The following is a 12,706-nucleotide window of genomic DNA, read 5'->3' on the forward strand; positions in this document are numbered from 1 at the left end:
GGCTGATGACAAGCGTCCTTCTCCCCGTTTCACGCGGAGAAGATGCCGGTCCACCCTCCGCAGCTGCTGCGGAAGACGGGCAGGCAGATGAGGGGCAGCGCGAACCTATCGAGGCATAGCGCCGCCCCTTATCCGTCACTTCGTGACACCTTCTCCCCGCAAACGGGGAGAAGGGAAGAAAAACTACTTCTTGTTCTTCGCCAGCCAGTCCTGCTGTTCCTTGGTCAGGAAGGCAGCCCACTGGTCGGCGACGTCCTTGGCGGTCTTCTGGCCAAGCAGCACTTCCTGAAAATTCTTGATCGCCACCTGGTCGACGAAATTGCCGAGGTTCTCCAGATGCGTCGGCGGGGTGACCATTTCATATTTGGAGCTGTCGCTGAGCTCCGTGAACCAGCCCTTGAACTGCTCGGTCTTGAAATGGGGATCCTGGTCGGCACCGTTGTGGATCGGGACGACGCCGACTTCCTTGGCCCATTCCAGATTGTCCTTCGGCGACAAAAGGGTCGCCATCAGCTTCCAGGCGTCGTCCTTGTGCTGGGAATTGGCGAACATGGCCCAACCGGCATAGCCGAGTGTCGGATAGGATTTGCCGCTCGGCCCGACCGGCAATGGCGCTACCGCGAAATCGTCGGCGCTCATCTTGTCGGCGATGCCGAGCAGCGCGTCCGGATCCTGGTTGAGCATGGCGCAGGTGCCGGAATAGAAGCCGGTGACCGTTTCGTTGAAACCCCAGCTCACCGCATCCTTCGGCGCCAGTCCGTCCTTGTACATGTCGGCCAGCATCTGCAGGCCCTTGACCGAGCCCTCCTCGTTGATCGTCGAAGTGCCGTCCTCGTTGAAGTAACCGCCCTTGCCGGCGGCGATGTTCATGAACATGTGCATGCCATTGAAGGCGCCCGGCCCGCCGCGCAGGCAGTAGCCGTACTTGCCCGGGAGCGCGGAAATCTTCTTGGAATCGGCGACGAAATCTTCAAGCGTCGCCGGCGGGCCATCGAGGCCGGCCTCCTTGAACAGTTTCTTGTTCCAGAACAGCGCGTTCACATAGTAGCCGTAGGGGATCATGAACTGGGTGTTGTTGACGGTCGAGCCGAACTGTTTGGCGCGGTCGCCAAGCGTCTTGGCGTCATCCCATTTGGCCATATACGGGCCGAGATCCTCGAGCTGGGCATTGTTGGCATAGAGGCCCATCCAGCGCTCCGGCATCTCGACCACGTCGGGCGTATCGCCGGCCTGCACCATGGTCAGGAATTTCTCGAACGCCTGCCCCCAGGGCAGCGAGATCAGCTCGACCTTGATGCCTGGATTGGCCGTTTCGAACTCGGCGATCTGCTTCTTCAGGAATTCGGTGCGTGGCGGGCTGGTGATGACTTCGACCATTTTCAGGGTCGAATCGGCCACAGCATTTCCGGCGGAAATCGCCAGTCCCGCAACGGTGGCAAGCATGACGGTCATTTTTTTCATGTTCAAGACTCCCATTTTGAACCCGCTTGTTATTTTCTGGCTTTTTCGAAGGCTTGGGCGACATCCGCCCACAGGTCTTCGACACTCTCCAATCCGACATTGAAGCGGATGGTTCGGGGGCTGACGCCGAAGCGCGCCATCGAATTCAGGCCCGGCGTCTGCTCCAGCGACGCCTTGGCCGGCACGACCAGGCTTTCATGCCCGCCCCAACTGACGCCGATGCGGAAATATTTCAGCGCGTCGACGAAGACGGGGATGTCGATCTCGTCCGTAACCTCGAAGGAGAACAGCCCGGCATAGCCGGCCAGCGTCGCCTTGCCCGGGTGGTTCGAATAGACGGGATGGTTGACCCGCTCGACAGCGGCATGCGCCTTCAGCCGTTCGGCGATGGTCAGGCCGCTCTTCATGTGGTGCGGCAGGCGCAGCGGCAGCGTGCGCAGGCCGCGCAGCAAAAGCCACGCCTCGAACGGTGACAGCTTGCCGCCGAGATAGGAATAGGTCTGCTCGTTGATGTGCTTGATGTGGGCAGCCGAACCCGCCACGACGCCCGCGACCGTATCGCTGTGGCCGCCAAGGTATTTCGAGGCCGAATGCAGCACCAGGTCGACGCCATGCGTGATCGGCTTCTGGAACACCGGCGTCGCCCAGGAATTGTCGATCGTGGTGACGATGCCCTGTTCCTTGGCCAACCGTGTCAGATGCGCGATGTCCTGCAGCTCGAACATCATCGAGGTCGGGCTTTCCAGATAAAGCAGCTTGGCGCCGGGAAGTGCCGCCGCGACCGCATCCGGGTCGGAGCCGTCGACATAGTCGACCTTGATGTTGAGGCGCGGCAACAGCCGCTCGAACAAACGGTAGGCATCGCCATAGCAATTGCGCACCGCCACGATGCGCTCGCCCGCACCGACGAACGCAAGCACCGTGGCGCTGATCGCCGCCATGCCACTGGAAAAGCCGCGCGCGGCTTCTGCGCCCTCGAGCGCTGCCACGCGCGCCTCGAACTCCATCACCGTGGGATTGTCGCCGCGCGAGTAGATCGGCTGCCTTCGTTTGCCGGCAAAGGTATCGGCCATCTCGGCATAGTTGGCGAAGGTGAACAGCGAGGTCTGGTAGATCGGCGGCACCACCGCACCGCCGGGGAACGGTTCGTCATGCGCCAAAAGCGTCGCCGCTTCGGCGAGATAGTCGTAATCGAAACCTGATGGATGCTCGTTCATGTCTGGCTCGAGAGTTTGAGTTTGGCCGCGCCGCGCTTGAGGTCGTCCTCGACGGTGGCGATCAGCTTGAGCGCCTCGGCGCGAGCGCCCTGCGGATCGCGGGCAGCAATGCGTTCGTAGATGGTCCGGTGATAGGGAAAGCTGGCGTGGCCGAAGTCACGCACGCCGAGCGGATGCTCCCAGAAGCGGTGAAACAGCTCATGCATGGCGGCGATGATCTGCTCGAACAGCGGATTGCCCGAGACCCGGTAGATCGCCTGGTGGAACTCCCAATCCTCTTCCGACGACATGCCCTCGCGCGTGCGGAACGCCTGTTCCATGATGTCGAGCTTGCGTGCGATCTCGGCAATATCGGCTTGGCTGGCGCGTTCGGCGCAAAGGGCTGCTGCCTCCGCCTCCAGCGCGCGGCGGATCTCCAGCGTCTGCATCAGGCTGGTGAAATCATTGCCGCCGGCCAGTGTCAGCGGCATGTGCAGCATATCAGGCGAAACAGCCGCCTTGAGATAGGTGCCGCTGCCTTGCCGGCGTTCGACGAGGCCGAGCCCTTCCCAGCGTGTCAGAGCCTCGCGCACGGTGTTGCGGCTGACCTTCAGCCGCTCGGCGAGAATGCGTTCGGTTGGGAGTCTGTCGCCCAGCTGCAGGGCTTCGGCGCGAACAAATCCCACCAACGCCTTCAACACGGCGTCGTCGCGCGCCGTGATTTGAATGGGTGGCAGGCTGTTCTGGTCCACATTTCCTCCGAGTGGTCCAATGGTCCAACCAATTCTGCACAGTTGAAAACTCCTGTCAACCAACTGTCAGGAGCACTGTCGGAGGAAGCGACGCAATATTCTCAAGGCGGTCGCGCGATCGCGTCTGCTAACCTGCGGCAGCAGGCCGCCCGAACCAGGTGGTCAGCGCGTCCACAAGGCCCCGTTGGGTTCCCGCCCCGGCCCAAGCCACATAACCATCGGGCCGGATCAAGACCGCGTCGGGCGCAACGACACTCCCGAGAGCCGGCAGGTCCCAGATACCGGCGTAACCGGCATCGATCTGCCGAACCCGTTCTGCCCAGGGCGCGATGTCCAGTCTGCCGGGCTCACCGAAGTTGAGCAGCACGGGCCGCGCGTCGTGCAGCAAGGTGAAGACCCGCAACGGTCCGCCGGCGGTGGTCAGATCGAGATCGGGCATTCGCCGCCCAAGCAGCGGGTGCCCCTCGCCGAGGTCGTAGTGGACACACAGGCCGGACATCTCGGCTGCGATCTTTTTGCGGGGTTCATCCATGCCGAGCAACTCGGCAACGGTGTCGGCCAAGGCCTTGCTGCGGTCATCCGTGCGGCGAAGCGCGACCTGCGCCATCGTGTTACGCAACACGCGGGCGGCAACCGGATGGCGCTCGGCATGATAGCTGTCGAGAAGGCTTTCCGGCGATATCCCCTTGATGACCTGGGCCAGCTTCCATCCAAGGTTCACCGCATCCTGCACGCCGATGTTGAGGCCCTGTCCACCCATCGGCGGATGGACGTGGGCGGCATCGCCGGCCAGGAGCACGCGTCTGTCGCGATATGCGGCAGCCTGGCGCGTCATGTCGGTGAAGCGGGAGAGCCAGGTCGGGCTGTGGACCCCGAAATCGGCGCCATAGATGGCAGCCAGCGCCTCGCTGAGCTCGCGTAGCGTCGGTTCGCCGCGCGCCTCCAGGCGGGGCTCCGTCAGCACGACGCCAACCTTCTTGCCGTCCTCGATCTTACCCAGGGCATGAATTCCGGAGGCGTTGCTGCGGAAGCCCCATGGCGGTTCTTCCGACATTTCGACCTCGGCAATCATCCAGCTCATCGTCGGATCCCATCCGGCGAACTCGATACCGGCCGCCTTGCGAATGGTGCTGCGGCCTCCGTCGCAGCCGACCAGATATGCGGCCCTCAGGCGGTGACCGGTGGACAGTTCGACGTTGACGCCGCTGTCGTCCTGGATAAACCCCGCAACCTCGTGTTCACGATAGATCGGCACCTTCAACTCGCCGACCCAGTCGGCCAGGATGCGCTCGATGTGGTTCTGCCGCAGCGCCAACAGGTAATTGTGCCGGGTTGGGAAGTCGCTGATGTCCAGGCGGATCATGTGAAAACCTACGGCCGGGCTCACTTGGCCCTGCGAGAGGAACCGATCGGCAATTCCGCGCTGGTCGAGCACCTCGATGGTGCGAGCATGGAGGCCGCCTGCGCGCAGGCCGGCAAGTTTCTGATCCGGCCGCCTTTCGACAATGGCAACGTCGACGCCTGCTAGCGCCAGTTCGCCCGCCAGCATCAATCCCGTCGGACCACCCCCGGCGATCACCACCGCATGATCTGAAACCATTGTCATCACTCCCGTTTTCCGCACCTTGGTTCGGGTCGGTTTTACGGGAGGAGCCGGGTCTTGCCGCAAGCCCCTTGTGCGCCATATGTATGAAATGGAAGGGAACGGTATTGTTTCCCCTGTTGGTTGCCGCGGAACAAGCGCTCGGGGCAATTTCCCCTAACGATATCCAGATTTTCAGGCGCAAAAACCCAGAGTCTTCCGTGCTTTGGCACGGAGCTCTGATGTTCATTGGAAAGAAGGGGGCCGGTCGGCGTTTGGCAGCGGTACGAGGAGGCCACTATGTGCCAGCGCCGGCCGGCCGACCCCACGGACCCAGGAGATGCGGCGGACCTGAGCATCATGGGGTATTCCCAGGGACCGGAGCCGGCGGTCTATCCTCGTGCCGGCTTCGTCTTGGCCTGCACAGTCGCGCAAGAGCTTATAAAAATCAACAGTTTCTTAACCAAGGCTCGCGAATCGCTTGGATTAAGGTAAACGGGTAACCCTGTCGGGTTGACTGGATAATCGGGGCTGGATCACTACGCCGCCTTGGCGACGACCCGATTGCGGCCGCCGCTTTTGGCTTCGTAGAGCGCGAGATCGGCACGCTTCATGAGCGCCGCCACCGTGTCCACGCCCTTCAGCACCGACGACACGCCGACGCTGACCGTGACTTCGATCGCCTTGCCGTCCTGGCCAATGGCGAAAGCCGCCTGGGCGATTTCGGCGCGAATGCGCTCGGCCACCTTCTCGGCCACCGCGCCCTCGGTATCCGGCATCACCACGACGAACTCCTCGCCGCCAAAGCGGCAGGCAAGGTCGATACCCCTGACATTCTTGCGCAGCCGCCGTGCGAATTCCCGCAGCACCTCGTCGCCGCCATCATGACCGTGCGCGTCGTTGATCGCCTTGAAGCGATCGAGGTCGGTGATCATCACCGACAGCGGCCGGCGCCGTGCCACGGCGCGATCGAACAGCGTCTGCAGATGGCTGTCCAGATAGCGGCGATTGTGCAGCCCGGTCAGACCGTCGGTCACCGCCATTTCGATTGTCTGGGTGACGCTGGCCCGTAGCTGGTCGTTGTAGCGCTTACGGCGCACCTGCGTGCGCAGCCGTGCCGTCAGTTCCTGCTGGTCGATCGGCCGCATGAGATAGTCGTTGATGCCGAGTTCCAGGCCGCGAATGATGCGTTCCTCCTCGCCCTCCTCCGCCAGCAGGATAATCGGCACGAAGCGGGTGCGATCGAGCGAGCGCAACTGCGAACAGAGCCTCAGCGGATCGAAATCGGCGAACGCGGTCGAGATCATCACGCATTCATAGGATGTCTCGGCGGCCTGGAAGAAACCGGCATGCGGATCATGTGTGACGTCGAGGTCGGCCCGATCACGCAGCATCTTCTGGATGCGCTCGACGGATGTTTTGCGCTCGTCGATCAAAAGCACTTTCGGCGTCGTGTCCTCGGATGCGAAATTGCGGCTGAGCAACTCCTCGATGCCGATGTTGCGCGTCGTCGAGGCGCGCAGCCGCAACTCGTCGGTCAGCGACTTCAGCCGAACCAGGCTCTTGACGCGCGTCATCAGCTGCAGGTCGTTGACCGGCTTGGTCAGGAAGTCGTCGGCGCCAGCCTCAAGCCCGCGGACGCGGTCGGAAACCTGGTCCAGCGCGGTGATCATCACCACCGGAATGTGCGATGTCGCCGGATCGCTCTTCAGCCGCCGACAGACCTCGAAGCCGTCCATATCAGGCATCATCACATCGAGCAGCACGACATCGACCTTGCCGTTCTCGCAGGTCTCGATCGCATCCGGCCCGTTGGTGGCGGTCAACACTTCGAAATATTCGGCCAGCAGCCGCACTTCCAGCAGCCGCACATTGGCAGGGATATCGTCGACGACGAGGATCCGCGCAGTCATTTCATAACGCTCCGACTCGGCTGAAGGGGCACATCACGCATCGCCCAGATAGGATTTGATGGTTTCGATGAAACGCGGCACCGAGATCGGCTTCGAAATATAAGCCTCGCAGCCACCCTGGCGGATACGTTCCTCGTCGCCTTTCATGGCGAAGGCGGTCACGGCAATGACGGGGATGACGTGCAGTTCGTCGTCCTCCTTCAGCCATTTGGTCACTTCAAGCCCCGACACCTCAGGCAACTGGATATCCATCAAGATGAGATCCGGCCGGTGCTGGCGTGCCAGATCGAGCGCTTCCAGACCGTTGCGGGTGCGCACGGTCTCGTAACCGCTTGCCTCGATGAGGTCCCGAAAGAGCTTCATGTTGAGCTCATTGTCCTCGACGATCATAACCTTCTTCGGCATCGATATCCCGTCCCGGCCGCCCTTCCGCTTCGAAGGCGACCGTCATGCGCCCATGTCTGAACGCACCAAACCCTGCTTCACTTTACGGCAATATGATTGACGAAACGGAAATCCGCGGCTGGAAAACAGCGCGAATTCTACCTCGTCGCCTGCGCGTCCAAAGGGCGCGCCACGCTCTAATGGCTTGCCGCAAGCAACTCTTGCCATTACTGCGGTAGAGACTCATTCCACACACCGAAGGTAGTGATGGCAAACGCAGCGTCAATGCGCGAAGAAGCGGAATCGATTGCCGTGAAGGCCCTGGGCTTTGTCGCCTCCGATCCGGAGCTTTTGCCGCGCTTTCTGGCTATCACCGGCATAGAGGTCCATTCGATCCGCAAAGCCGCCAGTGAGCCAGGTTTCCTGGCTGGTGTCCTGCAATTCATCCTCGCCCACGAGCCGACGCTGATGCGCTTTGCCGAGGAAACCGGCACCCCGCCGGCTGCTGTCGGCAAGGCCCTGCGGTCGCTGCCGCTGGGCGATGACAACCACGAGCATTCCATATGAGCGATGATCCAGAAACAGCGCGCCAGATCGAAGAACTGGCAGCCGACAACCGGCCGTTGCTGGTGCTCGATGTCGACGATGTCGTGCTCGAATTCATCCGCCCGTTTCCGAATTTCCTCAAGACGCGTGGCTATGGCCTGACGCTGGCCTCGTTCCGGCTGACCGGCAACATCGCAGAGACGGCCAGCGGCCGCCTGATCGAACAGCCCGAAGTCACGGCACTGCTGGGCGATTTCTTTGACACGCAAGCCGATTGGCAAAACATTACGGACGGCGCGGCAGAGGCCCTGGCAGGGCTTGGCGACCGCGCGGAAATCATCTTGCTGACGGCCATGCCGCACAAACACCGTGCCGTGCGTCGTGTCCATCTCGACGCGCTTGGACTGAGCTACCCGCTTCTGACCACTGAAATGGCCAAAGGACCGGCAGTGGCCAAGCTTCGCGGCAAGGCCGGCCGACCGGTGGTCTTCGTCGACGATCAGCCGCACAATCTGGCGTCGGTGCGGGAATCGGTCGCCGACGCCGAACTGTTCCACCTGATGGCCGACAATTCGCTGCGCGCATTCCTGCCCCCGGTGACGGACGATGTGGTCGTCGTCCAGGACTGGCACGAAGCCGCGCCGAAGATCGCAAGCGCGCTGGGGCTCTAAACTCCAGCCTTCAGGGGTTCAGTTTCGCACCTGCGCCGCCGCTGTCGTCCCCGCTGTCATCGTCGCCGTCACCATCGTCCACGCTGTCGTCCACGGCCGGATCGGCAGGCTTCAGCATGACGCCATTGACGGTGACCGAACCGTCGGCCTTGGCGTTGACGATCCATTCCAGCCGGCCATCGGGCAGCGTCTTGCCAAAGCCCTTCGCCATGAGAGCGACTGGCACGTATTGGGCCACCTCCGGTTCCGACTTTGCCGCTTCCTGCAGGCCTTCGACAAGCTTGTCGAAGCCGGCGACATCGACGGTCACGCTACCTTCGGGCTTTTCGCCTGGGAATGTCATCTCGCCTTCCAGGGCGATCTCCGTATCCTTGTTCTTCACGGTGCTGTGGCCAAGCACGACCTTCGGCGTCTTGGCCATGAAGTCGGCCTTAAGCTGCTCGCCGAATTCGGCAGACAGCGGCGGATTCTTATTGAGATCAAAGGCTTCGATCGCCTTCTTCGCCATGCTGTCGAGATCGATATTGGCGCCGCCAAAGTTCAAATCGACATCGGTGGGCAACAACCCCACGCTCCAGCTCGGGAGAAGCTGGGTCGGCACGGTCAGTCCCGATGCCTTGATGCCGTAGGTGATCGTGCCATTTTGGGCGACGCCGTCGGAGCCGAACACTGTGCTGAGCTGGGTGGCGCCGAAATTGCCGACCGGGCTTTCCACCGCGAAATCCTTGAAACCATAGGTCCCGTCGATACGCTGCCAAAGCGGTAAGGCGGCGAACAAAAGCGATTTGAGCTGCGCCTGGTTGGCCTTCAGCGTCGCCTCGTCCTCGTTGGCCACTGCAAATGCCAGGAGATCGAGCAATGGCTTGGTCCGCACGCCCTTGCCGCTGGCTTCGACCGACAGTTCCGGCGACCTGACGGTGACCGGGAATTTCAGCCCGCTCTCGGGGTCATCGAAATTGATCGCTTCGACAAAACTCGACACCTTCTGCGAGGTTGTGAAATCGACGCCCCCGGTCGCCGACTTGGTCGCGGCAACGGTCGCGATGCCAGCGCCGGTGCTGGCCTCCATGTGCTGCTTGGCATCCTTCGACGCCATCGTCATGCCGGCCATCGAACTGGTGCCGCTGGTGAAGGCCGCCAGATTTGGATCGTAGACGCCCGAGCCCTTGCCGTCCTTGATCGAAAACTGAGTGCTTTGCAGGCCTTCGGGTCCGTTGAACTCGAAGGAGGCGCTCTGGGAGAAATCCATCGAGACATCCCAGGATCCGTCGCTGCGCGGCTTGACCATCAGGGCATAGGGCGCGAAGTCGAACTTCAGCAGTTTCTGGTCCGGAAATGATGCGGCAAGTGCCTTGAAATCGAACAGGATCTTGTAAGCACCACCTTCCAGCGAAACCTTCAAAATGCCTTTGTCGATCGCCTGCTTGCCGACATAGCGGGACAAGTCGTCGGACAATTGCTTCGCACCCTGACTGTCGACGGTCTGACTGAGAGCAGGGGCACTCAACGCAAGAAGGAACACGAATGGCAGGGCACGGTTCACGCGAATTCTCCGTTTGACCGAGAAGAAAGGCTTTGTCCGTCTGGTATGAAATTACCGCTGCAACCGCAAGGTGAGATCGACAACGGCATCCGGGCAGGCAATCTCGATCAAAGCACCAGCCGCATCAGCGGCCGACCGGCCTTGCGTTCCAACAGCCTCTCGAAACCAGCCTTCTCGAAGACCCGCGACGAGCCGACGAACAGGCCGATCGAACGCGAATCGCGAGACAGATCTATCGGACAAGCCTCGAGCAGCCGTGCACCGTTCTGGCGGGCAAAATCGATGCCGCCTTCGACGAGGCGATGCGTGATGCCCCTGCCGCGCGCCTTGCCGCGGATGAAAAAGCAGGAGATCGCCCAGACGGCCGGATCCGTGGCGTCGGCAGGATCGACCGGTGCCGACCCCCTGCCCTGGTTGTTCCATTCGGGCACGTCGGCGCGCGGTCCGATCTGCATCCAGCCAACCGCCTGACCGTCCTCGAATGCCAGCAGGCCCGGCGGCGGGCCGGCCTCGATGCGCGCCTTGATGTGGTCCTTGTTGCGTTCCCGGCTGCTCTCGCGGCGCATCGCCGGCGCCAGCCGGAAATGCGTGCACCAGCAACCGTAGCAGGCACCTTGCTTGCCGAAGAGGTCCTCGAATTCAGCCCAAAGCTCGGGCGCAAGCGGCGCTATGGTCGTGCTCATGCGTTCTCCCCAGGCCAGCCTTGTCGCTGGCCTTGCACTGTCGTACCATTGCCTCTGTTCTCTTTATGTTCGCAGCGATGGCGGCCCCTGTCAACAATCCCGATCACGGTTTTTGCCGCGACTGCCTGATGCTTCAGCGCAGCCAGACGCGCCGCTGCGAGCGCTGCGGCAGCCCCCGGCTTGCGCGTCATCCCGAGCTTTACCGGCTGCATCTGGCCCATATCGATTGCGACGCCTTCTATGCGGCAATCGAAAAGCGCGACAATCCGGCGCTCAAGGACAAGCCGCTGATCATCGGCGGCGGCAAGCGCGGCGTCGTCTCCACCGCATGCTACATCGCCCGCATCCAGGGGGTGCGCTCGGCCATGCCGATGTTCAAGGCGCTCGAAGCCTGCCCGGAGGCGGTGGTCATCAGCCCCAACATGGAAAAATACGTCCGCGTCGGCCGCGAGGTGCGCGCCATGATGCAGGCGCTGACGCCGCTGGTCGAGCCGCTGTCGATCGACGAGGCGTTTCTCGACCTCGCCGGCACCGAACGGCTGCACGGCCTGCCACCCGCTGTGGTGCTGGCGCGCTTTGCGCTGGCGGTCGAGAAGGAGATCGGCATCACCGTTTCGGCCGGCCTGTCCTACTGCAAGTTCCTCGCCAAGATAGCGTCGGACTTCCGTAAACCGCGCGGCTTCTCGGTCATCGGCGAAGCCGAGGCGGTCGGCTTCCTGGCGGCGCAGCCGGTGACCATGATCTGGGGTGTCGGCAAGGCGTTCAACGCAACGCTGGAGCGTGACGGCATCCGCACCATCGGCCAGCTGCAGCAGATGGATCGCGGCGACCTCATGCGCCGCTATGGCACGATGGGCGACCGGCTCTACCACCTTTCGCGCGGCGAGGATGTCCGCCGCGTCGATCCCGATCAGGATGCCAAGAGCGTATCGGCCGAAACCACCTTCGATACCGACATCGCGTCGCTGGAACAGCTGGTGGCGGTGCTGAGGGGGCTTTCGGAAAAGGTTTCGGCACGGCTGAAAAAGTCAGGCATTGCCGGGCGCACCGTGGTGCTGAAACTGAAGAGCCAGGATTTCAAGCTGCGCACGCGCAATCGCCAGCTCGGCGACCCGACCCGGCTCGCCGACCGCATCTTTCAGACTGGGGTGGAGCTTCTGCGCAAGGAAACCGACGGCACGAAGTATCGGCTGCTCGGCATCGGCGTCAGCGACCTCTCGGACGACGACAAGGCCGACCCGCCCGATCTGGTCGACATCCAGTCGCGCAAGCGCGCCATGGCTGAAGGCGCCATCGATGCCTTGCGCGACAAGTTCGGCCGCAAAGCGGTGGAAACCGGCTACACATTCGGCAAGGGCCGCGATGCCCATCCGCCGGAGCCGCTCGAGGATTAGGTGCGCTGCAAGTCTATCCTGCTCGTCACCACGCTCTTACCGGTTTTCGGGTCGGTGTCGATGACGGTCAGCCGCATGCCGTTCTCGCCGCGTTTCTCGACCTTCATCTGCGCCCTTCGGTCGCCATTGACCTCCTTGGCCCAGCGAATGCCCAGGTTGATCGCATTGCCCGAACGGCTGCCGTTGAGTTGCGCCGGTCCCGTGCGAGAGCCGACATAGGTGCCGCTGTATTTGGCACCTGTAACTTTCAGATTGGCGCTGATGGCCCGCGACACCACAATGAGACCGCGGCAATTTCCATCCAGCGATAGCGAGGTTGAGGTCGCATTCGACTTGAAGCTGCACGATACGCTGACGTTCGGGGCATCCGTGGTTACCTGGACAGTGCCCTTGCCGGCGAAATTGCCCTTGAACGACTGAAGAAATTGGGTCTCGTCGGCATGTGCTGCGCCTGCCGCAACCAATAGACCGCCGGTAAGCGCGAATTGCGCGAAGGATCTCATCGAAGCTCTCCTTGTCGTTTTCGAAAAAAGGCGGGGCGATCCACGAGCACGGCTGACCATCGGGACTCAACGCCACCT

The 12,706-nt window shown here is 62.2% G+C and carries 12 protein-coding genes; 3 read left to right on the top strand and 9 right to left on the bottom strand.

The features are described 5' to 3' along the window. Nucleotides 1–183: 183 nt before the first annotated feature. The 6 genes from LB519_RS07810 to LB519_RS07835 form a co-directional block, all read right to left on the bottom strand. Nucleotides 184–1,461 (bottom strand): ABC transporter substrate-binding protein, encoded by a 1,278-nt coding sequence (locus LB519_RS07810; RefSeq protein WP_224619354.1) that lies wholly within the window; start codon nt 1,459–1,461, stop codon nt 184–186. A 29-nt stretch (nt 1,462–1,490) separates the two neighbouring features. After that, nucleotides 1,491–2,678 carry a PLP-dependent transferase gene (locus LB519_RS07815; RefSeq protein ID WP_224619355.1) on the bottom strand — a complete coding sequence of 396 codons (1,188 nt, stop codon included), beginning with the start codon at nt 2,676–2,678 and terminating at the stop codon, nt 1,491–1,493. Then, nucleotides 2,675–3,409: a FadR/GntR family transcriptional regulator gene (locus LB519_RS07820; protein ID WP_013531928.1), complete on the bottom strand. Its 735-nt coding sequence runs from the start codon at nt 3,407–3,409 to the stop codon at nt 2,675–2,677. Before LB519_RS07820 ends, LB519_RS07815 begins: the two co-directional genes overlap by 4 nt. Before the next feature lie 127 nt (nt 3,410–3,536). Continuing rightward, nucleotides 3,537–5,009, bottom strand: a complete 1,473-nt coding sequence (locus LB519_RS07825; protein ID WP_224619658.1) for an FAD-dependent monooxygenase — start codon at nt 5,007–5,009, stop codon at nt 3,537–3,539. A gap of 521 nt (nt 5,010–5,530) precedes the next feature. Continuing rightward, a complete protein-coding gene (locus LB519_RS07830; protein ID WP_024503582.1) occupies nt 5,531–6,904 on the bottom strand; it encodes a PleD family two-component system response regulator in 1,374 nt (457 codons plus the stop codon). A gap of 33 nt (nt 6,905–6,937) precedes the next feature. Further along, nucleotides 6,938–7,309 carry a response regulator gene (locus LB519_RS07835; RefSeq protein ID WP_013531932.1) on the bottom strand — a complete coding sequence of 124 codons (372 nt, stop codon included), beginning with the start codon at nt 7,307–7,309 and terminating at the stop codon, nt 6,938–6,940. 246 nt (nt 7,310–7,555) lie between these two features. Here LB519_RS07835 and LB519_RS07840 point away from each other — a divergent pair, with 246 nt between their 5' ends. Both LB519_RS07840 and LB519_RS07845 read left to right on the top strand, forming a co-directional pair. Further along, a complete protein-coding gene (locus LB519_RS07840) occupies nt 7,556–7,855 on the top strand; it encodes a DUF3572 domain-containing protein (protein WP_024503583.1) in 300 nt (99 codons plus the stop codon). Further along, nucleotides 7,852–8,505 carry a hypothetical protein gene (locus LB519_RS07845; RefSeq protein WP_013531934.1) on the top strand — a complete coding sequence of 218 codons (654 nt, stop codon included), beginning with the start codon at nt 7,852–7,854 and terminating at the stop codon, nt 8,503–8,505. The genes LB519_RS07840 and LB519_RS07845 overlap by 4 nt, the downstream gene beginning before the upstream one ends. A 10-nt stretch (nt 8,506–8,515) precedes the next feature. On the opposite strand, the gene LB519_RS07850 is transcribed toward LB519_RS07845, so the two are convergent. After that, complete coding sequence (locus LB519_RS07850; protein ID WP_224619357.1) at nt 8,516–10,048, bottom strand: hypothetical protein; 1,533 nt, start codon at nt 10,046–10,048, stop codon at nt 8,516–8,518. 107 nt (nt 10,049–10,155) lie between these two features. Next, nucleotides 10,156–10,731, bottom strand: a complete 576-nt coding sequence (locus LB519_RS07855; protein WP_024503584.1) for a GNAT family N-acetyltransferase — start codon at nt 10,729–10,731, stop codon at nt 10,156–10,158. Nucleotides 10,732–10,796: 65 nt separating this feature from the next. Between LB519_RS07855 and LB519_RS07860 the strand changes: the two genes are divergently transcribed. After that, the gene (locus tag LB519_RS07860; protein ID WP_224619359.1) at nt 10,797–12,125 is read left to right on the top strand and encodes a DNA polymerase IV; all 1,329 of its coding nucleotides are present in this window, start codon (nt 10,797–10,799) and stop codon (nt 12,123–12,125) included. On the opposite strand, the gene LB519_RS07865 is transcribed toward LB519_RS07860, so the two are convergent. Continuing rightward, nucleotides 12,122–12,628 (bottom strand): hypothetical protein, encoded by a 507-nt coding sequence (locus tag LB519_RS07865; RefSeq protein WP_024503586.1) that lies wholly within the window; start codon nt 12,626–12,628, stop codon nt 12,122–12,124. The genes LB519_RS07860 and LB519_RS07865 overlap by 4 nt on opposite strands. Between the last annotated feature and the right edge of the window lie 78 nt (nt 12,629–12,706).

It is taken from the genome of Mesorhizobium sp. AD1-1, assembly GCF_020164655.1.
Taxonomy (GTDB): Bacteria; Pseudomonadota; Alphaproteobacteria; order Rhizobiales; family Rhizobiaceae; genus Mesorhizobium; species Mesorhizobium ciceri.